Annotated in this window: 22 protein-coding genes and 1 tRNA gene; 16 read left to right on the top strand and 7 right to left on the bottom strand. The window is 53.8% G+C overall.

What is annotated here, in order from left to right:
* Window positions 1-124: 124 nt before the first annotated feature.
* From gatC to cysZ, 5 genes are all read left to right on the top strand, one after another.
* Window positions 125-412 (top strand): Asp-tRNA(Asn)/Glu-tRNA(Gln) amidotransferase subunit GatC, encoded by a 288-nt coding sequence (gene gatC / locus ABWV76_RS11660; protein WP_020412568.1) that lies wholly within the window; start codon window positions 125-127, stop codon window positions 410-412.
* Window positions 413-484: 72 nt separating this feature from the next.
* Window positions 485-1,930, top strand: a complete 1,446-nt coding sequence (gene gatA / locus ABWV76_RS11655; protein WP_020412567.1) for an Asp-tRNA(Asn)/Glu-tRNA(Gln) amidotransferase subunit GatA — start codon at window positions 485-487, stop codon at window positions 1,928-1,930.
* Window positions 1,931-1,941: 11 nt separating this feature from the next.
* Entirely contained in the window at window positions 1,942-3,393 is a 1,452-nt protein-coding gene (gatB, locus tag ABWV76_RS11650; protein WP_020412566.1) for an Asp-tRNA(Asn)/Glu-tRNA(Gln) amidotransferase subunit GatB, read from the top strand.
* Between the two features lie 67 nt (window positions 3,394-3,460).
* Window positions 3,461-3,760: a PA4642 family protein gene (locus ABWV76_RS11645; protein WP_353376021.1), complete on the top strand. Its 300-nt coding sequence runs from the start codon at window positions 3,461-3,463 to the stop codon at window positions 3,758-3,760.
* Between the two features lie 32 nt (window positions 3,761-3,792).
* Complete coding sequence (gene cysZ, locus ABWV76_RS11640) at window positions 3,793-4,656, top strand: sulfate transporter CysZ (RefSeq protein WP_353376020.1); 864 nt, start codon at window positions 3,793-3,795, stop codon at window positions 4,654-4,656.
* A gap of 860 nt (window positions 4,657-5,516) precedes the next feature.
* Here the strand turns inward: cysZ and ABWV76_RS11635 are convergent.
* The 3 genes from ABWV76_RS11635 to ABWV76_RS11625 are packed head-to-tail and all read right to left on the bottom strand — an operon-like array spanning window position 5,517 to window position 9,774.
* Complete coding sequence (locus ABWV76_RS11635) at window positions 5,517-7,517, bottom strand: acyltransferase family protein (protein WP_353376019.1); 2,001 nt, start codon at window positions 7,515-7,517, stop codon at window positions 5,517-5,519.
* 60 nt (window positions 7,518-7,577) lie between these two features.
* Complete coding sequence (gene rhlB / locus ABWV76_RS11630; RefSeq protein WP_157533416.1) at window positions 7,578-9,095, bottom strand: ATP-dependent RNA helicase RhlB; 1,518 nt, start codon at window positions 9,093-9,095, stop codon at window positions 7,578-7,580.
* 49 nt (window positions 9,096-9,144) lie between these two features.
* Window positions 9,145-9,774: an HvfX family Cu-binding RiPP maturation protein gene (locus ABWV76_RS11625; protein ID WP_020412561.1), complete on the bottom strand. Its 630-nt coding sequence runs from the start codon at window positions 9,772-9,774 to the stop codon at window positions 9,145-9,147.
* Window positions 9,775-9,896: 122 nt separating this feature from the next.
* On the opposite strand from ABWV76_RS11625, the gene ABWV76_RS11620 reads away from it, so the two are divergent.
* The 3 genes from ABWV76_RS11620 to ABWV76_RS11610 all read left to right on the top strand — a co-directional run bounded on the left by ABWV76_RS11620 (window position 9,897) and on the right by ABWV76_RS11610 (window position 13,809).
* Window positions 9,897-10,610 carry an alpha/beta fold hydrolase gene (locus ABWV76_RS11620; protein ID WP_026304995.1) on the top strand — a complete coding sequence of 238 codons (714 nt, stop codon included), beginning with the start codon at window positions 9,897-9,899 and terminating at the stop codon, window positions 10,608-10,610.
* A gap of 218 nt (window positions 10,611-10,828) precedes the next feature.
* Entirely contained in the window at window positions 10,829-12,184 is a 1,356-nt protein-coding gene (locus tag ABWV76_RS11615; protein WP_353376018.1) for an MATE family efflux transporter, read from the top strand.
* 131 nt (window positions 12,185-12,315) lie between these two features.
* The gene (locus ABWV76_RS11610) at window positions 12,316-13,809 is read left to right on the top strand and encodes a succinylglutamate desuccinylase/aspartoacylase family protein (RefSeq protein ID WP_353376017.1); all 1,494 of its coding nucleotides are present in this window, start codon (window positions 12,316-12,318) and stop codon (window positions 13,807-13,809) included.
* Here ABWV76_RS11610 and ABWV76_RS11605 read toward each other — a convergent pair.
* The 4 genes from ABWV76_RS11605 to hemA are packed head-to-tail and all read right to left on the bottom strand — an operon-like array spanning window position 13,806 to window position 17,982.
* Window positions 13,806-14,708, bottom strand: coding sequence for a cation diffusion facilitator family transporter (locus ABWV76_RS11605; RefSeq protein ID WP_020412557.1), 903 nt, complete (start codon window positions 14,706-14,708; stop codon window positions 13,806-13,808). The genes ABWV76_RS11610 and ABWV76_RS11605 overlap by 4 nt on opposite strands.
* Window positions 14,709-14,759: 51 nt before the next feature.
* A complete protein-coding gene (gene prmC / locus ABWV76_RS11600; RefSeq protein WP_353376016.1) occupies window positions 14,760-15,587 on the bottom strand; it encodes a peptide chain release factor N(5)-glutamine methyltransferase in 828 nt (275 codons plus the stop codon).
* A 38-nt stretch (window positions 15,588-15,625) separates the two neighbouring features.
* Complete coding sequence (gene prfA, locus ABWV76_RS11595; RefSeq protein WP_020412555.1) at window positions 15,626-16,708, bottom strand: peptide chain release factor 1; 1,083 nt, start codon at window positions 16,706-16,708, stop codon at window positions 15,626-15,628.
* Complete coding sequence (hemA, locus tag ABWV76_RS11590; protein ID WP_020412554.1) at window positions 16,705-17,982, bottom strand: glutamyl-tRNA reductase; 1,278 nt, start codon at window positions 17,980-17,982, stop codon at window positions 16,705-16,707. Before hemA ends, prfA begins: the two co-directional genes overlap by 4 nt.
* Window positions 17,983-18,218: 236 nt before the next feature.
* Here hemA and ABWV76_RS11585 point away from each other — a divergent pair, with 236 nt between their 5' ends.
* The 8 genes from ABWV76_RS11585 (at window position 18,219) to ychF (ending at window position 25,712) form a co-directional block, all read left to right on the top strand.
* Window positions 18,219-20,015 (top strand): tetratricopeptide repeat protein, encoded by a 1,797-nt coding sequence (locus tag ABWV76_RS11585; RefSeq protein ID WP_353376015.1) that lies wholly within the window; start codon window positions 18,219-18,221, stop codon window positions 20,013-20,015.
* Window positions 19,999-20,640: a lipoprotein insertase outer membrane protein LolB gene (gene lolB / locus ABWV76_RS11580; RefSeq protein WP_282952621.1), complete on the top strand. Its 642-nt coding sequence runs from the start codon at window positions 19,999-20,001 to the stop codon at window positions 20,638-20,640. Before ABWV76_RS11585 ends, lolB begins: the two co-directional genes overlap by 17 nt.
* A gap of 64 nt (window positions 20,641-20,704) precedes the next feature.
* The gene (gene ispE / locus ABWV76_RS11575; RefSeq protein ID WP_353376014.1) at window positions 20,705-21,607 is read left to right on the top strand and encodes a 4-(cytidine 5'-diphospho)-2-C-methyl-D-erythritol kinase; all 903 of its coding nucleotides are present in this window, start codon (window positions 20,705-20,707) and stop codon (window positions 21,605-21,607) included.
* A 10-nt stretch (window positions 21,608-21,617) separates the two neighbouring features.
* Window positions 21,618-21,692: transfer RNA gene (locus ABWV76_RS11570), tRNA-Gln, on the top strand.
* 363 nt (window positions 21,693-22,055) lie between these two features.
* Window positions 22,056-22,985 carry a ribose-phosphate pyrophosphokinase gene (locus ABWV76_RS11565; protein WP_040628500.1) on the top strand — a complete coding sequence of 310 codons (930 nt, stop codon included), beginning with the start codon at window positions 22,056-22,058 and terminating at the stop codon, window positions 22,983-22,985.
* Between the two features lie 201 nt (window positions 22,986-23,186).
* Entirely contained in the window at window positions 23,187-23,813 is a 627-nt protein-coding gene (locus ABWV76_RS11560; RefSeq protein ID WP_353376013.1) for a 50S ribosomal protein L25/general stress protein Ctc, read from the top strand.
* A 5-nt stretch (window positions 23,814-23,818) separates the two neighbouring features.
* On the top strand, window positions 23,819-24,415 hold the full coding sequence (pth, locus tag ABWV76_RS11555; RefSeq protein ID WP_282952619.1) for an aminoacyl-tRNA hydrolase: 597 nt from the start codon (window positions 23,819-23,821) through the stop codon (window positions 24,413-24,415).
* Between the two features lie 205 nt (window positions 24,416-24,620).
* Window positions 24,621-25,712 carry a redox-regulated ATPase YchF gene (ychF, locus tag ABWV76_RS11550; protein ID WP_020412547.1) on the top strand — a complete coding sequence of 364 codons (1,092 nt, stop codon included), beginning with the start codon at window positions 24,621-24,623 and terminating at the stop codon, window positions 25,710-25,712.
* Window positions 25,713-25,767 lie beyond the last annotated feature (55 nt).

Below are 25,767 nucleotides of genomic sequence, written 5' to 3'. Positions count from 1 at the left end.
CAATAATCCCGAGTTGCCAGGGCCGATGAGAATAACAGCATGTTGTGCTAAATTTGCCGGTTCTGCCCGGCATGCGTCTGGGTAAGCATTGATTCGCAACTCAAGCTGGAGGAGTTCCATCGCCATGGCCGTGGATACACAAACCGTAGAAAAGCTGGCCGAGCTAGCCCGCATCGCCATATCCAACGCAACCATAGAGGAAGTCAGCAGCCGCCTTGGTGACATTCTACAACTGGTAGACCAGCTGCAGGCCATCAACACCGATGGTGTAATCCCCATGGCACACCCCCTTGATGAGGTGCAAACCCTCCGTGCCGATGCGGTAACCGAAACCGACCAGCGAAATAGTTTCCTGTCTTTGGCCCCTCAGTCAGATGAGGGGCTCTATCTGGTACCCAAGGTGATTGACTGAGCCGGGACCCATCACTTCAAAGCCCACTCGAAAGCCAATCATCTGATCCCGCCAAAGCCTTAAGGGAATATCATGCATCAATTTACTATCGCCGAGATCATTCGCGGATTGCGGGGTAAAGAGTTCTCCAGTACTGAGCTTACCCAACATTTGCTCAAGCGTATCCAGCAGCTGGATAGCAACTACAACAGCTTTATCACTGTCACTGAAGAGCTCGCCCTCAACCAAGCTAAAGCGGCCGACGAGCGCCTCGCTGCCGGGGAAGCTCCTGCCTTGTGTGGCGTTCCTATCGCACACAAGGACATTGTCTGCACCAAGGGCATTCGCACCAGCTGCGCGTCAAAAATGCTGGACAATTTTATTCCGCCTTACAACGCCACAATCGTGGAAAACCTGAATTCGGCTGGCACCGTTACCCTGGGCAAAACCAATATGGATGAGTTTGCCATGGGCTCCTCCAACGAAAGCAGCTACTATGGCGCGGTAAAAAATCCCTGGGACACTAATTACGTACCCGGCGGTTCTTCAGGCGGCTCAGCAGCCGCAGTGGCAGCCCTCCTCGTCCCGGGAGCCACCGCTACCGATACCGGCGGCTCTATTCGCCAGCCAGCAGCATTGACCAATACGACCGGCTTGAAACCCACTTATGGCCGTGTATCCCGCTGGGGCATCGTCGCCTATGCCTCAAGCCTGGATCAAGCCGGTCCTATCGCGCGCAATGCAGAAGACGTAGCCTATTTGCTATCCGCTATGGCCAGCCATGATTCAAAAGATTCCACCAGCCTGGATCGCCCCCAAGCGGACTATACCGCGAGACTGAATGATTCCGTCACCGGGCTCAAAGTTGGTGTACCCAAGGAGTACTTCGGCGAGGGGCTCGATGGTGATACCGCTGTCCGGGTGCAGGATGCTCTCAAAGAATTTGAAAAACTCGGGGCTGAATTGGTCGATATCAGCCTGCCGCACACTGAGTTGGCAATTCCCGCTTATTACGTCATCGCACCGGCGGAAGCCTCTGCTAACCTGTCCCGCTTCGATGGTGTGCGCTATGGGCATCGCTGTGAACAGCCCTCCGATCTGCGTGATCTGTACATGCGCTCCCGGGGCGAAGGCTTCGGCGAAGAGGTCCAACGCCGAATCCTGGTGGGCACCTATGCCTTGTCAGCCGGCTATTACGATGCCTACTACAACAAGGCCCAGCAGGTACGCCGCCTGATCAAGCAGGACTTCATGCAGGCCTTTGAAAAAGTGGATGTTATAATGGGACCCACCACCCCCTCCCCCGCTTTCCAACTGGGTGCCAAGAGCGCCGACCCGGTTGCTATGTATCTGGAAGATATTTATACCATCGCCACTAACCTGGCAGGCCTCCCTGGAATGTCTATCCCCTGCGGGCTTGTAAATAATATGCCTGTAGGTCTGCAGATCACCGGAAATTACCTGGATGAGGCTCGCATGCTTAATATTGCGCACCAGTATCAGCAGGTAACAGACTGGCACAAAGCCAGCGCCGTATAAGGAGAAATATCGTGGAATGGGAAATCGTTATCGGGCTGGAAGTTCACGTCCAGCTCTCCACCGAATCAAAACTATTCTCCGGTGCGAGCACCCGTTTTGGCGCCGCCCCCAATACTCAAGCGTGTGCTGTAGATCTGGCCATGCCCGGTACCTTGCCAGTACCCAATGAACAAGCTTTTCGCTATGCGATAATGTTTGGCCTGGCAATGAATGCGGAAATTAGCAAACGATCCGTTTTCGAACGTAAGAATTATTTCTATCCAGATCTACCCAAAGGCTATCAAACTACCCAGCTGGAACAGCCCATCGTCGGAGCAGGGGAAGTGGAAATTCACCTGGAGGATGGAGGCAGCAAAAAAGTGCGCTTGCACCATGCTCATCTTGAAGAGGATGCAGGTAAATCCCTACACGAAGATTTCCATGGCATGTCTGGAATTGATCTCAACCGAGCCGGAACCCCGTTGATTGAAATTGTATCCGAGCCCGATATGCGAAGTGCTGCCGAAGCAGTTGCTTACCTCAGGAAAATTCATAGCATCGTGACCTATTTGGGAATTTCTGATGGAGATATGTCCCAGGGCTCCCTACGCTGTGATGCCAATGTATCCGTGCGATTAAAAGGTGAGGAAAAACTGGGCACCCGCACCGAGCTAAAGAATATCAACTCTTTCCGTTTCGTTGAGCGGGCCATCAAAGTGGAAGCAGAGCGCCAGATCGATATCCTCGAAGACGGCGGCAGTATTGAGCAGGAAACCCGTCTCTACGACGCCGACAAAAATGAGACCCGCTCTATGCGCAGCAAGGAAGTTGCCAATGACTATCGCTACTTTCCCTGCCCGGACCTTCTGCCGGTAGTACTCACCGAAGAATATATTGAACAGCTGCGCAAGGAACTGCCGGAGCTGCCGGATACCAAAGCCGAGCGTTTCCAGTCCGAATTCAATCTATCTGCATATGATGCCGATCAACTGACCCAGGATCGCGACAGTGCGGAGTATTTCGAAACTGTATGTAAGTCCTGCGGCGAACCCAAGCTGGCCGCCAACTGGATAACCGGTGAGCTGGCTGCGCTGCTAAATCGCAAGGAAATCAGTATTGCCGAGTCCCCCGTTTCCGCTACACAGCTGGCAGGCCTAATTACCCGTATAAAAGACAACACTATTTCAAGCAAGATTGCCAAGCAGGTGTTTGAGGCAATCTGTGAAGGTGAAGGCAGCGCTGATGACATCATTGAAAAACGCGGCCTGAAGCAAGTATCTGATACTGGCGCCATCGAAAAAATGGTGGATGAAGTTATCGCCGCAAGCGACGCTCAAGTGGATAATTACCGTAGAGCTGACGAATCAAAGCGTCCCAAAATGATGGGCTACTTTGTTGGCCAGATCATGAAAGCCTCCAAGGGTCAGGCAAACCCACAAATGATCAACAAAATTCTCAAGGAAAAGTTGGACGCCCTGCTTTAATTATTAACCCTTGAATACTTGAGCTGGGTAACATCCCGGCAGTAAAGACAGCAGTAAGGAAAAAATTTTGAGCCAGAAAAAAGATAAGCAAAAAGTTCTCGGGGAAGTTTTTGATAAGGAGCGTATTGCCGGCTTCCTGATTGGAGAAGCCCCCAAGGGAGTAAACCTCGACTACCACCTGCTTGAGCGTGCTTACCGCAGTATGAAAGCAGAGAGCTTTGCCTCCTTTGTTCAACTATTTCTTGCCGAAGGGAAAGACCTCAACAGCCCTGGCCCCGATGGTAAAACCCTATTGAGCCGAATTAAAGAGCACCGCCAGGGTAAAGAGTACGGTGAAATACTGAAAGCCGCCGGCGCTGAACAATAAAGACTATCGCCGCACCGGTAAGAGGTAAATTTATGACTTCAAACCCCATCCACGGTATCGACGCGCTAGTGCGCGGTGTGCACCTGATAACCCGGCGCGAACTGCGCCCTTTTATCCTGGTTCCATTACTGATCAATCTGGTGCTGTTTATCATTATCAGTGGCATCATGATTTCGCAACTGGGAGGACTCAGCGACTATATTGGCAGCCTGCTATCTCACACCCCTGTCGATACCGCGAATATGTCCTGGTGGGAAGCAATCATGGCCAAAGGTGCCGCCTGGGCCGCCAGCATTTTTCGCTGGCTTGCCTGGATTATTGCATTCCTGGTGTTGTTTCTTTTTTTTCTTGTTTACGGTTATCTGTTTGCTGTAATTACCAATATTATTGCCGCACCTTTCAATGGTATTCTGGCTGAAAAGGTAGAGGAGCTTCTCACCGGAAAGACACCGCCGGCAGAGCCGTTACTGCAAATGATTTGGCGCACCCTTGGCCGAGAACTGCGTAAGCTGGGCTACTTTATATTCTGGGGGCTAATTATTTTATTGGTGGCTACGGTCACCAGTTGGACAATTATTATCCCAGCAGTATTAACTGCTGTCTGGGGTGCCTGGTCCATGGCCATCCAATATGTGGACTACCCCCTCGACAATCACCAACGGCCATTTGATGAGCTTAAAAGTGTCTTGCGCCGTCGTAAACTAACCAGTCTCACATTTGGTGGCACAGTGATGTTGGCAAAGATGGTGCCGATCCTGAATATCTTTGTAATGCCAGCAGCTGTAGCCGGTGGCACTGCACTGTGGATTGAACGCCTGCGACAAGAGGGTGATCCCGGTACAGATAGCTTCCCTACCCAACAGCAAAGCAACTCTTCAAGTAAAAGCATTACTTAAACTTTAGCCTCAGGGGCTCGATACCGAGCCCTGAATCAAACCTCTGCAGCATCCCTATTTACCTTTCTGAGCACTTTTTTCTTTGAGCTAAGCGATACTAGGTTTTTTGCATCCGGGCAATATGTGCTGTCTAAACCCGTCAATGAGGCAACCCATCCAATTCTTCCAGGACAGGGACCATAAATTTCCAGCTAGCAGTGTCTGAATTCGGTTTACTAACAACGCATCGTATAAGCCCACGGGACCCTTAATGCCTGCCACAAATAGGTAAGGAGTCCCTGCCGAATACTTTTCTACACAGATTTAGCTCTGAAAAGTAGTCATAGTAAATCTCGATATTTTCATTGAGGTTGGGAAAGCGCACCCAGAATGCTCCAATAACTTACTGGAAGAGCTTAATTTTAAACCGAGGCGCTCAGCTGAGAAGATCTCAAGGCGCTGATTCAGGTAAAAGGTCAATCGGCCATTTTTTTGCACACGTCGATGTAGCCATAGAAGTTTCCTCTTTTCCCTAAGGATAGAAACTCGACTCCCTCACTCCTCAACTGCTGTAAATTCTGCTTGAGGATGTGCTGTAAAAGCTGGACTCAATTTTATGGATGAGGGGAGAGAGTCCGCATTCGCACTATAACAATTTCATGTAAGGGAGAAATTTTCGAATGCTGACACGCCCCAGGGTCAACTGCACCCTGTGTGTTATTGGAGCAACAGTATCCAATTTAATTCAAAAACAAACTTAAATGATTGAAGAGGGCTGAAGACGCACAGCTATTATCCCAATGCTAATCCTACCCGCCGATGAGACAGTATCTTTGTAGACTCATGACAGCAGTAACTTTATTACTAGCGGGCATCAAGGCCTAACCATTGGGGATACTATCCATCATCTGCGGGACCAAGCGTATTGAGCCAAAAGTGCTCAGGTGATCATCATCACGATACAGGGGCTCCCCATCAACCTGAATCTGGCATCGAGATGGACATAATTCTGGCACCAAGCTTACGCGCTCTATCTGGAACTCCTTTCCCAGACTATTAAAGATTCTTGTAACTCTCTTATTACGCTCTTCTACATCTCTCTTGGTCGGAGCGCCCTGCAGTTGTGCGCCGATAAATTCGGCGCTGGCGATGGCAAGCGGAACAGAAAAAGAAATTTCAGGGACTCCCTCCACAATTATTACCTCACGCCCACTCGCACGGATACGAGCAACAGTCTGATGGAGACCTTGGGCAACCAGCTCAAAATTATTCACAGAAGCTCCTCCAGAAGAGGGCTTTTCATATGCCGTCTTTGCCAACCCCATTACTGCCGGCGGGCCACTTTCACCGGCGGAACGACTCCCCTCCACTACCAGTGCCCACCGCGCCACTAAAACTACGGTCTTCACATCCTTTCGCTGTTCCAGCATCTCCATTATTTGGGCATTAAAAGTATCGCATCCATGCATAGCGCCCATCTCTAGACGAACAATACCAAGGAGTGGCGCACAGGCAGATTTTGCAGCCACAATACCGCGATAACCCTTTACTTTCAGCCAGTGCTCAAAACCAGGCAGAAACGCACCTGCATGGGAATCCCCCCAGAGCAGGTAATCCACTGAGGCTCCACTGCTCGCCTCACCCAATTCACAGAGCCCTTCTTCAGGTAAACGCTCCATACAGCGACGCTCTTTAGACGTTCGTTCTTTGGCATTTTGATAGGTGGCAAATAATGGCTCGGGAAGACGGGAAGGCACACCCTTTTTGACATTGATTACCAGGGAGACAGAAACGATCAGCATCGCCATTACACCGAAAGTGTTTGCCAGGCCACGTTTTGATACCCCTCGCGCGGAGGGCTGGCGAAAAGGTGCTTCCACAAACTTCCAGCTCACCCAGGCAAGCCCCCCCGACACCAGGATTGCCTTTGTGGCTATTTCAAATGGAAGCTCAGCCGAGCCATTTAAAAACCTAAACAAAACCAACACAGGCCAGTGCCAAAGGTATAGAGAGTAGGAAATCAAGCCTACCGAAACCAGAAGCCGCGACGATAGAAGAAAGCCGGCCACTGTTAGTCGCTGACTGCCGGCCCAGATCAGCGTGGCAGTGCCCACACAAGGCAATAAAGCGGCAACACCCGGGAAGGGAGTAGAGGCATCAAATAAAAACACGCTGGTGAGGATCATTAAGGTGCCGAGCGCCCCTGCCAGCTCCAGAAGCGAAGCCCGCTTCACATTCGGAAATGCTCCCAGTGCTACTAACGCTCCAATTCCCAACTCCCATATCCGAGTTGGAGTAAGGAAGTAATTAGCAAAAGGTTGTGCACTGGTGGCCCAGATTGAAAGGCCGAGAGAAAGCAGTGATATTCCCGCCACAACAAGCCACATCGGGCCGCGCCCTCGGGCAGCCAAGAGACATATTAAAAGAGGGAAACCCAGGTAAAATTGCTCTTCAACCGAGAGGGACCAGGTATGCAGGAGAGGCTGCCAATCTGCGCCAGCCCCAAAATAATCCTCTGTGCTCTGCCAAAACCATATATTCGAGACGAACAGGACTGTAGCGAGCACCGATTGAGCAAGCTCTTTCAGAGGCTCCGGCGGTAAAACAAACCACCCCACCGCAATCGTTGTTATTAAGACAGCAAAAAGGGCAGGTAGGATGCGACGGGCGCGCCGTTCGTAAAAATTTGCCAGGGAGAAGCTACCTGCCTCAACCTCCCTCACCAGAATACTGGTAATCAGGTAGCCAGATATCACAAAGAAAACATCGACACCGACGAATCCACCTGAAAACCCTTCTAGCCCTGCATGGGCAAAAACTACCGGCAGAACCGCTAAAGCGCGCAACCCGTCGATATCGCGTCGATAACCAATACTACTCAAAACCTTGGAACCACTAACTCTCAGTATCGATAGATATGCTTTGTATTGGGTTTTAACGCCTTAATGCCGGCGGTGGCGACGGTGACCTCCGCTACTGCGGCTACCTCTATCCTCACGGCTTCGCTGAATTTTCACTCGCGGGGGCTCTACCAATAGTTCCTCCGGCGGCACTTCACATTTCAACTTTTGGCCCAACAGTTGCTCAATCGGCTCAAGGCGCATGGCATCATCTTCACAGGCAAAGCTGATAGAGGTACCTGTTTTGCCCGCCCGGCCTGTACGACCAATTCGGTGCACGTAATCTTCCGGCTCCTCCGGTAGAGTGAAATTCACTACATGACTGATACCATCGATATGGATACCACGTCCGGCAACATCTGTTGCCACAAGGACTTTGGTCTTGCCCGACTTAAAGTCGTCAAGGGTGCGCACACGTTTGTTCTGTGCGACTTCCCCTGAGAGCAAACCAGCAGCAATACCGTGGGCAAGGAGATGTTCGTGCAGTCGTCGGCACTGGTCGCGGCGGTTGGCGAATACAATCAGACTATCGACTTCCTCGCGCTGTAGGATGTTGTAAAGCAGCGCATATTTTTCCTCACTAGCGGCCAGGTATACATGCTGCTCCACACTGTCTGTGGCAACCCGCTCAGGCTCGATTTCCACAATTACCGGATCATCGGTCCACTGCTCAACCAGTGCATCCACCTCGGGCGTGAAAGTGGCAGAAAAAAACATCGTCTGGCGATGAGTTTTGCGGGGAGTTTGGCGCACGATTCTACGCACCTGGGGGATAAATCCCATATCCAGCATGCGATCCGCCTCATCGATTACCAGGACTTCTACCTGGTCCAGATAACAATCGCGATTACCGACAAAGTCCAGCAGGCGCCCAGGCGTGGCAACCAGGATATCCACCAAACGCTCATTCAGGTTGCGCTGCTGTTTGTCGTAATCCATACCACCAACCAGGGTATGGATTTCCAGGCCCGTGTACTTACACAGGGCCTTGGCGTCATCAGCGATCTGCATCACCAATTCACGCGTAGGTGCAATAATCAGTGAACGGGCCTCACCGGCATAGCGCTCGCCTTCGAAGGGGTGGCGAAGTAAGTCTTCAATGACAGTAATCAGAAAGGCCGCCGTTTTACCAGTACCCGTCTGCGCCTTACCGACTAAATCGTGACCATTCAGAGTATGCGGCAGGGAGCGCCCCTGGATAGGGGAGCAATACTGGAAGCCCAGGTCGTGAATTCCCCGCATCAGTTCCGGGGGCAAACCCAGATCGTGAAAGCGTACCTTGCCCTCTTGTTCAGGAACCTGGAAGTCATCCAGTGACCAAGGTGTCACCGCAATCTCCACCTTGGGTTTGCGACTGCGCTGGCGCCCCTTGTGGGAAGCTTTACCGCCGCTCCGGCGCGACCTACCCTCGCCCTGACCAGACTTGTCCCGAGCAGAATGGCCTTTTGAGGCGCGATCCGCTGGATTCTGGTCATCTTTGCGGCGCTTGGAGCGCTCATCTCCCTGGCGTGGGCTCTTATCCTCTTTAGAGGAGGAACGACGGAACAACTTTCCTATCAAGTGAAATACTCGCTCAAATGTTCAAATAATCGGCGAGTATACCATCACTCTAGACGGATTCCCGCCTGCTAAAATGGCGGCACAGCCAATAATCAAGGCTGGCAAAGCGCCCGGCCCCGCTGCAGAGCAGCGCCAACAACATAATGAAATAGGTTGCGGAGAATTCAATACCGTTCTTCAGGACAGTGATACTGCCCGCCTCGGATAACCATTGATAATTACCATGCTCCTTCAACAGCTCAACCGCCCTTTCCTTACGGGTAATGGCCTCATCAATCAAATCCTCACGCCATTCCCAAGGAGCCACTAACGTCTTATCCGGCAGGGCCGACCAACCATTCTCCCAGTGCGCGGTGATCGCAGCCACTGCCATTACAAACATCAGTGGAATCGCCACCACGCGGGTAGCAAAGCCAAACAGAATGGCAATACCACCAAAGAATTCAATCAGCGCCGCTGCCCAAGCCATAAACATTGGCGCCGGCAGGCCCAGGCCCCAGTCAGGATTGCCAAACCACGCAGCCACCTCATCAATACTGCCCATTTTGTTGAGCCCGGCCAAAATAAATATGGGTGCCAGGTAGATTCGTAACGCTAGAGGCCCAAGCCAGTCAATCTTGTGCACGAAATGCAAAAAGCAACCGTACCAGTTGCTCAGGGTATTCATCGCACCACTCATTATCATCACTCTCTTTGCTGTATTTGTTCACTTTAGTCGAGCGAATACGGCATCTCTTACAAGAGAGTCCCTGCCACAGCCAACTATGCTTGTTCCTTCAATGGCAATATGAGGACAGTTGGGTGAACACCTATGTACTTGTCCACGGTATGTTCCTCGGGGGCTGGTGCTGGGCCCGCGTAGTACAGCACCTGATAACCGCCGGGCACCGGGTTTTCACCCCCACGCAGACAGGTTTAGGCGAAAGACACCATTTGCTATCCCCATCCATAGGGATGGATACATTTATCCAGGACCTGGTAAATGTGATTGAATTCGAGGAGCTGGAACAGGTTATCCTGGTAGGCCACAGCTTTGGCGGCATGGCCGCTACTGGTGCCGCAGATGCCATGCCGCAACGTATTCGCCGCCTGGTCTACCTGGATGGCGCTATTCCACTACCCGGCCACGCTTTTGCTGAACAGCTGCCAGAAAAAATACGCTCCCGGCGGTTAGCCGCGGCAAAAGAGACTCAAGGTACTCGCTGCTTTATGCCGATGGACCCGAGGTTGATGGGGATTAAGAAGTCACAGGAGCTAAACTGGCTGCGTAGGCATATGACACCACACCCGGTAAAAACCTACCTGGACCCAATCCAACTGAGCCAAGCCCCGGCACAAGGGCCGCCTTGTACATATATTCGTTGCACCAAGCCTTATTACCCCCCTGCCAACATCAGTGGCGAACAGGCACGCAAAATCCCCGGGTGGCATTACCTTGAAATTGCCGAGAGCCATGGCTGTATCATCAATGCGGCGCAAACAGTCGCCAAACTATTGCAGGAAATCCCCTCCTAACCGCTGGGCGAAGAACAGATTTCACCGTAGAATAAGCGACCTTTTTGGCGACGGGTTACCTGTGCTGTACTTCCCTTTCAGCCCCCCACCTAGCCTTTAAGGCCATTTGGCAAAGCCGGTCAATTCGATAAAAACTGTATTGCCACAGTCTTCTGGTGGAATTGGCTGGTATCTCACAGTTATCCACAGGCACTATTCCAAGAAATCTGGTTCACCCATTGTTTAAGCTTTATCGACGCGCCATCTCCACCGAATTATCCCACCTGACTACGCTGGGGGGACCACTAGTGGTCAGTAACCTGGCGGTAGTGAGTATGGGGGTTGTGGATACTATTGTTGCCGGCCGCGCTGGTGAGGTGAACCTGGCGGGCTTGGCGCTCGGCTCCAGCATCTGGGCAGTATGCGCTGTAACCCTGATCGGTCTTCTTGCCGCAGTATCCCCAGCAGTTGCCCACCTACGCGGCGGAAGAGATGAAGAAGGCTGTGCCAAGCAACTGCACCAAGCCCTGTGGATTGCCCTTATTGGCGGGATACTCGTACTTCTCGCGCTGCTTGCGGTCCCAATATGGAGCCAGTGGATTGATACGGAAGAACCAGTTCGCCAGGTTTTAGAGGGCTATATTCTGGCTCTCACCGCCGGCACGCTACCATTTGCCCTGGGCACCGCACTGCGCGGTTACTGCGAGGGTATGGGGCAGGTGCGCCCGGTCATGCGCATCTATTTAGCTGCCGCCCTGCTTAATATTCCGCTGGATATCCTCTTTGTGTTTGGTGCTGGCCCCATTCCCGCCATGGGCGGCGCTGGTTGTGGTTGGGCCACCGCTGCAGTCAGCTGTCTTATTGCCCTGGCACTGTTCTGGCATGCAGGTAATGACCCGGTTTATCACTCCTTAAAGCTCAGGTTAATACCTGATAAACCCCATTGGCCAACCCTGCGTCATTTGCTCGCGGTAGGCCTGCCTGTGTGCGTGGGCGCTGCTGGCGAGGTAACATTCTTCGCAAGCTTGACAGTTTTACTGGCCCCCTATGGTGCAGCCATCGTAGCTGCCCACCAGATCAGCATGAATGTCGGCTCGATTTTTTACCTGGTGGCACTGGCACTAGCGCAAGCACTTAGCATTCGAACAGCGCATCTTCTCGGCCAGGACCGCCCAAAGCGGGCGATGTTTACTGGCAAAGTGGGCATCGGTACCGGTGTAATCTATGCCTTGGGGACCGGTTTGCTGTTAATTACTCTGCGCAGCCTGTTTGTACAAGCCTACACAGATAATGCGGAAATTATCGCTGTAGCCACAAACCTGCTGTTGCTCTGCGCCGCCTTCCAGTTGGTGGATGTCGCCCAAGCTATGACTTGGGGAGCACTTCGGGGTTACAAAGACACCAGGGTTCCCATGTATGTCCAACTGTTCTCCTACTGGTTGGTTGGCCTCCCCAGCGCCTACTGGCTGGGAGAAAATTTCTGGGGTGTTTACGGCTACTGGACCGGTGTGTGTATTGGCCTCGGAACCGCTTCAGTTTTACTGATACTACGATTTAGGCATACCAGCCGTGTAGCGATAGCACGCGCTAGATAGCCCCTGTAGTTGGCGATGTATCACATTCTCAGGGAACGCTTTGACTATACTGGCGCTCCAAGTCCCCAAGCGTGCTGAACACCAGCCAATAATCAGCACAGCCCGCCATACGAAGTTGACCGGAGTACCGAATGATTTTGCGCCTCTCCCTGACCAGGCCGCACCGCCTGCTTAGCCTCGCCCTATTTTTTACCTCGACCCAGGCCACAGCCCTGAGTGAGGGGGATAAGGGACAGGAGCAGGCCGTGCCCAAAGCGGAAAACTTACAGCTGGATCAGCCAGTTATCTCAGAGCTAGGCCCACCGACAGGAGCCAGTGATGACGACAACAGTACAGAAACTGTACCGGCAACTACAGGGAATGAGAAAAGCGCGGAGCAGCAATCTCTCCCACAGGCAGAGAATCTGCAGCTGGATCAACCAATCGGCGAGCTCGAAGTTACCCCCACCACCAAGAAAGAGCCGGAAACCAACCCCTCTGCTCAGCCGGTATCCAAGGCAATCCCAAGCTCCCAGGGAAATATTTCCATAGAGGTAGAAAAGGCCAAACCCCTTCGCCTGCTCGGCGCCGAGGTACCTCCAGCCACCTCCACTCGCCTGGCTTGGTCACCCAGCCAGCATTTTGAGGGGGTTTACAGCCCTACTGCTGTACTCGTGGTCAATGGAGCAAAGCCCGGACCGGTACTCTGCCTTACCGCTGCGGTTCACGGAGATGAACTAAATGGCGTCGAAACAGTGCGCAGGGTTATGTATGACCTGGATGCTGAGCAGCTAAACGGTGCGGTTATTGGGGTACCTATTGTCAATTTACAGGGTTTCCACCGCAGCTCCCGCTATCTCACGGATCGCCGCGACCTCAACAGGCATTTTCCCGGTGATCCCAATGGCTCCTCCGCTTCTCGCATTGCAAATTCTTTTTTTCACGAAGTGATCACCCACTGTAATGCAGTGGTTGATCTGCACACAGGTTCCTTTTACCGCACCAACCTGCCCCAGTTACGCGGCGACCTGACCAATCCAAAAATTGTAAAAATGACCAAGGGCTTTGGCTCTACCGTGGTACTGCACAGTGCCGGGGCCAAGGGCACACTGCGCCGAGCAGCCGTGGAGGCGGGCATCCCCACAGTGACCCTGGAAGCCGGCGCACCCATGGTCCTGGATGAACGCTCTGTCAGCCACAGTGTGAAAGGTATTCGCACCCTGCTTAACCAGCTGGGAATGGTAAGTAAGTTCCGCCTGTGGGGGGATCCTGAGCCCGTGTATTACAACTCCACCTGGCAGCGGTCCTCCAATGGCGGCATTATTTTCAGTGAAGTTCAGCTGGGTGAGTTCGTACGCAAAGGAGACCTGCTAGGTACAGTCACCAACCCCATTACCAATGTGCGTACCGAGATACGTTCAGAGCACGACGGAAGAGTACTTGGTATGGCTCTGGACCAGGTAGTGCAGCCCGGATTCGCCGCCTACCATATCGGCATCCAGGCCCCTCAGGAGCAGATCAGCCAGCCTCAGGAAGTTGTCGCGGAAGGGCCTGCCAAGGAAAACACCCACAACAAAGCCAGCAAAGCTTCAGCAGCTGCCCCCTCTACTGAAAACCCAGCGAAGTTGCGGGGCGAAGAGGACTAAGCGCCGCTGACATTATCGATAATAGTGATACTTTCCTGCGCTATAGGCTCCGGTTGCAGGGTAATATGATCAATACCAAAGCGCTTGATCAGGGTCTCCCGCAAGCGCTCCAACACCGCCGGCCAAGCCTGCAGATCATCCACCACAATATGCGCCGAAAGAGAGATGGTACTGGAGTCCAGCCGCCAGATATGCAAGTCGTGTACTGAACGCACTCCGGTAACCTGCACGAGGGTCTCCCCCACTGTTGGCAGGCTCAGTTCACGCGGCACCCTTTCCATCAAAACATCTACGGCATCGCGCAGCAGGCGCACACATGAAATCAGAATCAGGAAGCAGATCAGCAGCGACAACAAAGGGTCAATCGGCACCCAGCCAGTGAAATAAATCACTGCCCCCGACGCTAAAGCTGCTATTGAGCCCAGCATATCTCCCATCACATGTAGCAGTGCGCCGCGAATATTGAGCGTGCGCTCCCCCCGTAACAATACCCAGGCCGCCAGGATATTGATCAATAGGCCTGCTGTAGCTATCAGCATCACGGTGCTACCGTGTACCGGCTGCGGGTTACGCAAGCGGTTGATGGCCATAAAGGAAATTCCCACGACAATCAGCAGCATAATCAGACCATTGGTCACTGCCGCCAGTACTTCCGCACGCCCCCAGCCAAAAGACAACTCACGGTCCGCAGGCTTCTTCGCCAGCACCGCGGCAATAGCTCCAAGCGCCAGGGCAAATGTATCTGTGAGCATGTGGGCGGCATCCCCGAGCAGAGCAAGGGAACCCGACAGCCATCCTCCGATGGCCTCAACAATTGAAAAGCTCAGTGTGAGAAGCAAGGCAATAACGAGTGGGCGCAATGCACCATTGCCGTTGCGGTGGTGGACGTGATCGTGCATAGACTCCCTCCCTATCAGTCCTCCAGACTATTTTTTAGTGCCGGGCCACAGCTACTTCCGACCCAACGTTATTCTCTCCCAGCCGGAATAATCCCTGCGACTTTCAACATCCCTATACCCCGCTGCAATAAAAATCTTCCGAACGGATTCCGCTTGCTGCCAACCGTGCTCTACCAACAACCAGCCATCTTCATCCAGAAAATCTCCGGCTTGCTCAGCAATCAGCTCTATATCTGCCAGCCCCTCCCGTTTTGCCACCAGGGCCGAGCGCGGCTCAAAGCGTACATCCCCTTCTACTAAATGGGGATCGGCGGCATCAATATATGGGGGATTGCTGACGATTAATGAAAAGTGCTGCGGTGGCAATTGTGCAAACCAATGACTCTCCAAAACCTGCACATTGCCGAAGCCAAGCCGTTTACGATTACTCTCAGCCAGTGCCAGCGCCGCTGCAGATTTCTCCGCAGCCACAATTTGCCAGCCAGGTTTTTCAGAAGCTAACGCCAGTGCAATAGCTCCAGTACCGGTACCCAGGTCGAGCGCTCGCAGTGTGCTCTGAGGGCAAAGTGCCAGGGCTGTTTCCACCAGCAGCTCGGTATCAGGGCGGGGAATCAAGGTAGAGGCATCGACTTTTAAAATGAGCGACCAGAACTCCCGCTCACCGGTTAGATGTGCAACCGGCTCGCCGTTTTTACGCCGCACAAGCAATACGTCAAACTCATACTGCTCGGCAGTAGTGAGTTCATATTCTGGCCATGTATAGAGCCAGGTGCGCTCACGGCCGAGAATATGTGCAAGCAGCACTTCTATATCGAGACGAGCCGACTCGCTATTAGTGAGTTCAACACTACGGGCGAGATTACCCTTCACACTGCTCATAGGAAAACTCTACCCAGTAACGTCACACTGAACTTCAACTACTGCCCCATAGCGGCCAGCTGGTCCGCCTGGTGCTCAGTGCGTAGCGGACCAATCACCTCCTCCAGAGCACCCTGCATCACCTCATCGAGTTTGTATAAGGTCAGGCCAATACGGTGGTCAGTCACCCGCCCCTGGGGATAATTGTAAGTACGGATGCGTTCGGAGCGATCTCCGCTGCCAACCAGACTCCTGCGCGCATCAGAAATTTCCTGTGCCGCAGCGGCCTCTTGTTCACTGGAAAGCTTGGCCTGTAAAAGCGCCATCGCCTTGGCTTTGTTTTTATGCTGAGAGCGTTCGTCCTGGCACTCAACCACAATTCCGGTGGGCAAATGGGTCAGGCGCACAGCGGAGTCAGTTTTGTTTACATGCTGGCCACCGGCACCCGAGGCGCGATAGGTATCCACACGCAGGTCGGCCTTGTTTATTTCAATAGCATCGCGCTCATCGGGCTCAGGCATCACCGCCACTGTGCAGGCGGAGGTGTGAATACGCCCCTGGGATTCCGTTTCCGGAACTCGCTGCACACGGTGAGCACCGGACTCAAATTTCAGCTTGGCATACACATCTTCACCGGCCACTCTAGTGATAATCTCCTTGTAGCCTCCATGCTCGCCGGCATTCTCACTGACGATCTCAATACGCCAGCCCTGCTTCTCCGCGTAGCGCGAATACATGCGAAATAGATCACCAGAGAAAATTGCCGCCTCGTCGCCGCCAGTGCCTGCACGAATTTCCAAAAAGACATTTTTGCGATCATTGGGGTCGCGGGGTAGCAGCAAAGTCTGCAACTCACGCTCCAGGGGTTCCACCTGGGCCTCGGCCTCGCGCAGCTCCTCCTGTGCCATTTCACGCATTTCCTGATCGCTCTCATCGAGCATCTCCTGCGCAGCTGCCATATCTTCTTTAAGCTGTTTATAGCGGCCATAACATTTGACCACTTCTTCCAGCTCGGAGTATTCCCGCGATAACTCGCGGAACTGATCCTGGTCGGAAATCACACTGGCATCACCTAGCAGCGCCGACACTTCCTCGTGACGTTCCTGCAAGTTTTCCAGTTTATTCAGTAGCGATTCTTTCATCTGTGTTTTTTCTCTGATTCGATATCGGCAAGGTCATCCAACCCAACCACTTCGCGGGCAATGCGCAGCCGCTCCAGGTCGCCTTCAGCTGTCGCTTTTTTGAGGCTGATCGTAGGCGCATGGATTAATTTATTTGTCAGTGAGCGGGCCAACTGCTCCATCAGGCGGCGAGGATCCTCACCCTTATCCAGTTGCAAGAGTACCCTTTCTAATTCAGTACCGCTGATTTGCTGTGCACGCTGTCGATAGCTGCGGATGGTATCCACTGCACCAAGCGCCCGACTCTCTTTAGAGAATTCTGCCGCGGCGACTTCAATAATTTCTCTCGCCGCCTCTGCCGCCCTCTCTCGAGAGCGCATGCCCTCATCAATCACTCCGCGCAAGTCATCTACGGTGTAGAGGTATACATCATCGAGTTCACCAACCTGGGGCTCTATATCCCGCGGTACCGCTATATCCACCATAAACATCGGGCTGTGACGACGCTTGCGCAAAGCCGACTCCACTGCTCCCTTACCCAAAATTGGCAGTTGGCTGGCAGTAGAGCTAATTACAATATCCGCGCGGGCAAGATGTTCGGGAATATCGGCAAGCAGAATCGCTTCAGCACCAAAATTCTCTGCCAGCAACTGCGCACGACTGAGGGTACGGTTGGCCACAATGAGTTGTTTGATGCCCTGATCCAGTAAATGACGCGCAACCAGCTCTACTGTCTCGCCCGCACCAATCAAAAGTGCGGTTTGCTTTTTCAGATCGGTAAAAATGCGTGAAGCGAGAGAAACGGCAGCATAGGCCACAGACACCGGGTTTTCGCCGATAGCCGTTTCGGTACGAACTTTCTTTGCCACAGTGAACACGCGCTGAAATACCCGGTGCAGCTCACTACCCACACTGCCAGACTCCCTCGCCACAGCATAAGCAGACTTGATCTGGCCAAGGATTTGCGGTTCGCCCAGAACTAGTGAGTCAAGGCCGCAGGCAACACTCATCATGTGGCGAACCGCCGCTTCCCCAGTGTGGGCATAGCTGCAGCCCCGCAGTTGTTCGAGCGGTATCTGGTGGTATTCTGCCAACCACCGCAACAGAGGCTCCGCCTCCAGGTTCCCGTAGATTTCGGTGCGGTTGCAAGTGGATAGAATCGCAAGCTCCCGACAGTCGAGCGCTTTGCGCGCATCCCCCAGGGCACCGGGCATCACCTCGGGCGCAAAGGCGACCCGTTCGCGCACCTCTATCGGTGCACTATCGTGGTTGATCCCCAGGGTAAGAATTGGCATAGAGTTCCGTCGGCTATAAATCTAGGAGTACATCATCCGTATAGGGGGCGCATTTTCACGGGCCGCCGCTTTGCTTGCAAGGTCGGGAGACGGTTTAATTGCGCGCTGATTTGACTTAGCGGACCGGGACCCAGCGTCCAGAAGCGGATTCGCGACTAGAATTATATGGCGATAATCGTTTAAAACACGCCACTCGTATACAGCTTACGCGCCGCAGCAACGTATGGACACGATCTATGCTCCCACCCCGACAGCCCGATTCAAATCATAATGCCTCGGCCACCCTGCTTCTGACCATCTGCCTGCTGCTGGCAGCCTGTGCCCAGGTTCAGCCCCGAGAGGCAGCTACTGATGCCAAATCACCACCAGTGGCTCAGAACCTAAAAGAGGATGGCGCCGACGCCTCCCCAGAGAGCGAACCCCGCGCTTTTCCTATCGATACCTTCTACACACTTCTGGTGGCTGAAGTTGCCGGTATTCGTGAACAGTATGATGTAGCACTGGCCAACTACTACCACCAGGCAGAAGTTACCAAGGACGCCGGCGTCGCCGAACGAGCCACACGTATCGCCCGTTTCCTGAATGCCCGTCAGGCTGCCCTGCGCTCAGCACAGCTTTGGGTTGAGCTGGAACCAGACAATGCCGATGCCCAATTGGCGCTCACTGCTGAGCTAACTCTTGCAGGAGAACTCTCAGAGGCCATGGTCCACGCGGAGCAGGCTCTAAAATTGGGAGGCAAAGCACCGCTGCAATCCCTCGCCGCCACAGCCATTGGCCGTGAAAAGCTCGACGATCGGATACGCGCAGAATTTGCCAGGCTGGCGCGGGCGTACCCAAACAACGACGAAGTGGCACTGGCCCATGCAATGGTGCTACGCGCTACCGAGCAATACAACCAGGCACTAGTAGTAGTGCGCCGTATCCAGGAGAGTCATCCAGACCAACTGGATGCTCCACTGTTACAGAGCCATCTGCTGGTGGACCTGGGCAAGCGGCGTGAAGCCATTGAGCTCCTGGAAAAACTGGTCAGCGTCCACCCCAATGAGACTCGCCTGCGCCTCCAATATGCGCGCCTGCTAATACGCGAAGACCTTGCACTGGCGCGCCAGCAATTCGCCGAGCTGGTCAAACAACGACCTGAAGACGGCAACCTAATCTTGTCACTGGCCCTGATTCAATACGAAACCAATCAGCTGGATTTGGCCAAACCACTGCTCGATAAACTTCTGGAGCTGGAACAACACGAATCAGCAGCACATTTTTATCTTGGCGGCCTGGCCGAAAAGCGAGGAGAGATTGCCACTGCCGTGAAACACTTCCGCCAAGTGGAGCCCGGCAACGATTATGTGGAAGCCATTACCAAAGGCACAAAGCTGCTCGCAACCAGTGGCAAGCATGATGAAAATGAAAAGTGGTTTACCAAACTTCGCCAACAACACCCTCGACAGGAAGAACATTTTTTCCTGATGGAGGTCGAATTGTTGCGAAAAAATGATGAACCACTAAAAGCCCTGGAGCGGGTTGAGCAGGGACTAAAAGTAATGAGTGGCAGTGGTCGTTTGATGTACACGCGTGCACTTCTCAACGACCAACTTGGCAATGCCACTGCCTTCGAGCATGACCTGCGCAGCTTGCTGGAGCGCGACCCCGAAAATGCCACTGTACTCAATGCCCTGGGCTATAAACTGATTGATGATGATGCCCGCCTCCAGGAGGCTTTTGAGCTGATCAGTAAAGCGCTGAAACTGGAGCCCGAAGATCCAGCCATTATCGACAGCATGGGTTGGGTCCAGTACCGTCTCGGTAATTTTTCTGCTGCGGAAAAGTATTTACGTCAGGCTATGGACAAACTACCCGATCACGAGATTGCTGCGCACCTGGGAGAAGTGCTCTGGGTACAGGGCGATCGTGAAGGAGCTTTAAAAATCTGGAGGGATGGAATGAAGCTCAACCCCCAGAGCAAAATTATTCCGGCCGCAATGAAGCGTTTACAAATTAAAGAAACACTGGAACAGCATGCATCTGACAACTGAAACCACCGTTACACGAAAGTTCTATTTTTTACTGGTGGCCACCCTCGCTCTATTGGTGTCAGCCTGTGCAGGGCAAAAAGCCAAGGAACAACCGGCAGCCGATACCCCACAAGAAACTGCAACACCCACATCGGTGGCACAGCTTAAGCAGTGGACGATTAAGGGCAAGCTCGGGGTGCGCTCGCCGGCCGATAATGGCAGCGCCAACCTGACATGGCAGCAAAGCGGTGCGCAAAACTTTCGTATTCACCTGAGTGGCCCGCTTGGTGCCGGCACTACAGTCATTTCCGGCTCCGCAGGCGGCGTCAGCTTGGTGCGCGGTGATGAGGCCCCGGTTGTCGCGCGCAACGCAGCCCAACTCACTGAGCAAACCCTGGGTTGGCCACTGCCCGCCAGTGAAATGTTTTACTGGGTACGAGGTCTGCCTGCTCCCGGGCCCAGGGGTGCAGAAAGACACAATGATCAGGGACTGTTGCAAAGCCTGCAGCAATCTGGCTGGACCCTCAGCTTTAGCGACTATCGTCAAAATGGGCCTTTCACCCTGCCCACCCGCATCAAGGCACAAACCAACGCCGCCGCCGGACCTGTGAATGTAACCCTGGTTATCAAGGACTGGGGTTTTTAAATGCCGAAACCTCAGCATGCGGGTATCATGGGCCAAACAAAGCTAACCGACCCAACCACCACGCATGCTGAAGTTACCCGCCCCCGCAAAACTGAACCTGACCCTGCGTATTCTTGGCCGACGTGCCGACGGCTATCACGAGTTGCAAACCCTTTTCCAATTACTCGACTACGGTGACGAACTGGAGTTTTCTGCACGCGCTGATGATGTCATCAGCGTAGATGCCGGTGAACTGGATGTAGCCGAGCGGGACAATCTGGTTTACCGGGCTGCCCTGCTTCTTCGAAAGGAAGCCAAGCTTGCCGGTGAAAAATTGCCTGGTGCACATATTCGCCTGATTAAAAAACTACCGCACGGTGGGGGTATCGGCGGGGGCAGTAGTGACGCAGCCACTACTTTATTGGGCCTTAATCATCTTTGGCGCTGCAACCTGCCTATGGATACCCTGGCCGAGTTGGGCCGCCAACTCGGTGCCGACATTCCACTTTTTGTCCGCGGACATACTGCCTGGGCCGAAGGCGTTGGGGAAAAATTAACTCCTGTTATCACTGAAAAACGCCACTACTTGGTGGTGTCTCCTGGTTGCGAAGTGAGCACTGCAAAAATTTTTCACGATTCGCGTTTGACAAGAGATTCTGTCGCAATTACATTAGCGGCCCTTCGCGAGGGGCAGCTCACAGAAACGCCGCTCAGCAGTGAAAAACTGGAAGCTTTTTCCGGTAATGACTGCCAGGCACTGGTTGAGAGTCTCTACCCTGAAGTTCGCGATGCCAGAGAGTGGCTAGAGCAATTTGCACCAGCTCAACTCACAGGCACTGGAAGCTGTGTCTTCACCGCCTTCCAAACTGAGCAAGCAGCCAAATCGGCACTTGCCAGGCTACCGCGAAAATGGCAGGGTTTTATAGCAAATGGTATCCAGGTTTCACCTGTACATCAGAAGCTCGCGAAATTAGCCTCAAGAGATTGAGGAAAAATACTGGGGCGTAGCCAAGCGGTAAGGCAGCGGGTTTTGATCCCGTCATGCGAAGGTTCGAATCCTTCCGCCCCAGCCATTTTCTTTTGTATGCTGTGGCGCAAGCAAAAACCGGTTCCGACATGTCTCAGTCGACACTGACCCAGCCGGCCCGGGCCATCCGCATAGGTCTGAGAGCAGCCTCCCTCCAACTTTACAGAGATGTCACAGGCAAGCTTTTTGGCAAACACCTTTCGACAACCTGGAGGCTCCCCAAAGCTAAGAGCAATCACCTGGATGACCAGGGCAAGCCAGCAATCTACTCCAACTTTGCTTCGCTCCCCCCTGCATTCCCGAGTATAAAAATGATGCTATCGCATCCCAACTTCTAGCGGAAAATGCGGGCATCTACACTTCAATTCACATCAAGACAGAATCAAAGGAACTCGCAGTGGCTGACTTAATGGTCTTTACCGGCAACGCAAACCCGGAACTGGCACAGAAAATTGTCGACCATATGGCGATCCCCCTGGGCGAAGCTGCGGTTAAGCGCTTCTCCGACGGTGAGATTGCAGTTGAAATTACCGATAACGTACGCGGTCGCGACGTTTTCGTTGTGCAGTCCACCTGCCAACCCACCAACCGCAACCTGATGGAGCTGATCCTTCTGGTAGATGCCCTGCGCCGTGCCTCTGCTGGCCGCGTTACCGCCGTAGTACCTTACTTCGGATATGCTCGCCAGGATCGCCGCGTAAGATCCCAGCGTGTACCTATTTCCGCAAAAGTAGTTGCCGATATGATGGTAAGCGTGGGCATCGACCGCGTACTGACTGTCGACCTGCACGCTGAACAGATCCAGGGCTTCTTCGATGTGCCCGTAGATAACGTATATGGCTCTTCTGTACTGCTCGACGATATCGAGCGCCAGAAGTACCAGAACCTGGTAGTAGTATCCCCGGATATCGGCGGTGTTGTGCGCGCTCGCGCAGTGGCCAAGAGCCTCGACTGTGAGCTGGCTATCATCGACAAACGTCGCCCGGCTGCTAACGTCGCAGAAGTGATGAACATCATCGGTGAAGTCAGCGGCCGCACCTGCCTGCTGGTAGATGACATGGTCGATACCGCCGGCACCCTGTGCAATGCCGCCAACGCCCTGAAAGAACATGGTGCGGAGAAGGTAGTTGCCTACTGTACCCACCCGGTATTGTCCGGTAACGCCATCAGTAACCTGAACAACTCCGTACTGGACGAGCTGGTAGTGACCGACTCCATCCCCCTGGGGGACAAGATGGAGAAGGCCCCGAAGATTCGCCAGCTGACCCTGTCCGCAATGCTGGCCGAATCCATGCGTCGCATCAGCAATGAAGAATCCCTCTCCGCGATGTTCCGTTAAGACCGGAATGGGAATGCATACCAAATAAACACAGAGTGTCCCGCTATGCGGGGCACTTTGCCTTTGGCTCTGATTCCCGTAGAATACGCGCCCGCCCGGCACCGCCGGGCGATTACTTTTGGGCCCAACAGCCCAATTTACACAAACGCCAGAGCGGTCCGGTCGCAGGTCTCTCTGGACAGACAACCCGAGGTTTAACCCATGTCTGATATCAAACTGAACGCCATTGCCCGCAGCGATGAAGGGAAAGGTGCGAGCCGCCGCCTGCGTCGCCTGGAAGGCCGTGTACCCGGCATCATTTACGGTGGTGAAGCTGAGCCGCAATCCGTATCCCTGCTGCAAAAAGACCTGTTCAAGGCCCTGGAAAATGAAGCATTCTTCTCTTCCATGCTGACCGTGGACATCGATGGTAAAGAAGAGAAAGTGATCCTGCGCGATCTGCAGCGCCACCCCGCCAAGCAGCTGCTTCTGCACATCGATTTCCAGCGCGTTTCTGCCAGCACCAAAGTACACGTTAAAGTGCCTCTGCACTTCCTTAACGAAGACACCAGCAAAGGCGTTAAAGCCGGCGGTATCGTTTCCCATACCCTGACCGAGCTGGAAGTGAATGCTCCTGCTGGCAAGCTGCCTGAGTTCATTGAGGTGGACCTGGCAGACCTGGAGCTGGATGGCATCCTGCATATCTCCGACCTGAAACTGCCAGAAGGCGTTGAGTCTGCAGACCTGAGCCACGGCGAAGACCACAACCTGGTTGTAGCGTCTATCCACAAGCCTCGCGGCGCCGTTGAAGCTGACGCTGAAGCCGAAGCTGGCGAAGGCGAAGAGTAATCGCCTTGGCTGCGGCACCGGATACCCCGATCCAGTTGATTGTCGGCCTGGGAAACCCCGGGCCGGAATACGATCGGACACGGCACAACGCCGGTGCTGATTTTGTTGTCGAGCTGGCCCGCCAACATGGCACCCAGCTCAGCCAGGACAGCAAATACCACGGCCTCACAGGCCGTGTGCGGATCGGCAGCCGGGAAATCCGGTTGCTGATCCCCACCACCTATATGAATCGCAGCGGCCAGTCTGTCGGCCCATTGGCGAACTTTTTCAAAATTCCCCCGGAAGCCATACTGGTCGCTCACGATGAGCTGGACCTCGCCCCCGGTATCGCGCGCCTGAAAGCCGGCGGCGGTCACGGCGGACACAATGGCCTGAGGGATATCATTGCCGCACTGGGCAACAACCGAAACTTTATGCGCTTGCGACTCGGCATCGGCCACCCTGGCAGTTCGAGCGAAGTGTCCCGGTTTGTACTCCAGCGAGCTCCCAGAGCGGAACAGGAAACACTGGCTGATGCCATCGATCGCTCGATCGACGTACTGCCCACCGCCGCCACTGGCGACTGGGGCTCAGCCATGAAAACGCTGCACACCGCCAAATAGATCCCCCCGGGTAGCTTGCCTTTTGCTCCGGAAATCTCGATAGTGTGCTGCGCCAAATTGCCGGTATTTTCCCGACTGGCCCGGATCATTCAGCGGCCGCGCTACCCAGCCTGCCCAGACTTCCGCCAGCGCAATCACTACCGGACTTCAAACGCAATTAGCAGAGTGCGCGCTTCGCGCCTCAGGCAAACGGAAAAATATCACCATGGGTTTTACTTGCGGTATAGTCGGCCTGCCTAACGTGGGCAAATCCACCTTATTTAACGCACTGACCAAGGCGGGCATCGATGCAGAGAACTTCCCTTTCTGTACCATCGAGCCCAATGCCGGCGTAGTGCCGGTACCAGACACCCGCCTCGACAAGCTGGCGGAAATCGTTAAGCCACAGAAAGTTATTCCGACCACGATGGAGTTCACGGACATCGCCGGGCTGGTTGCGGGCGCCTCCAAGGGCGAAGGCCTGGGCAATAAGTTTCTCGCCAATATCCGCGAGACCGATGCCATCGCCCACGTTGTACGCTGCTTTGAAGATGACAACGTAATCCACGTGGCCAATCAGGTGCACCCTGTTGCTGACATCGAGGTGATCAACACCGAACTGGCCCTCGCCGACCTGGATACCGTTGAAAAAGCTCTGCAGCGCTTTACCCGCGCGGCTAAAGGCCAGGACAAGCACGCTATCAAGATGAAAGCGCTGCTGGAGAAAATCCAGCCGCACCTGGATGAAGCCAAACCATTGCGCTCCTTCGGCCTTTCCGAGGATGAGCTGGCAGACCTGCGCGAGCTGAGCTTGCTCACCGTTAAGCCAACCATGTATATCGCCAACGTGCACGAAGACGGCTTCGAGAATAATCCACACCTGGATGCCGTTGCTGCCATCGCCGCCGAAGAGAATGCGGTACTGGTGCCAATCTGTAACAAGCTTGAAGCGGAAATTGCCGAGCTGGATGACGATGAGAGACAGGAATTCCTGGAAGAACTGGGTATGGAAGAACCCGGGCTGAACCGTGTTATCCGCGCCGGCTACCAACTGCTGGGCCTGCATACCTACTTCACCGCCGGTGTAAAAGAGGTGCGCGCCTGGACCATTCCGCTGGGAGCTACCGCGCCGAATGCGGCGGGCAAGATCCATACTGACTTCGAAAAGGGCTTTATCCGCGCGGAAGTGGTCAGCTATAGCGATTTTATCAACAACAATGGTGAGGCTGGCGCAAAGGAATCCGGCAAATGGAGACTGGAAGGCAAAGATTACATTGTTGCCGATGGTGACGTGATCCACTTCCGTTTTAACGTCTAATACCCTCTCCCTTTTTCGCCTCCCCCCAGAGGGGAGGCTTTTCCCATCAGCGTAG

The sequence above is a fragment of the Microbulbifer sp. NBRC 101763 genome (assembly GCF_040371615.1).
Lineage (GTDB): Bacteria > Pseudomonadota > Gammaproteobacteria > Pseudomonadales > Cellvibrionaceae > Microbulbifer > Microbulbifer variabilis.
The sequence above is the reverse complement of the archived record's forward strand: the minus strand, read 5'-3'. Positions and strand labels throughout refer to the sequence as shown.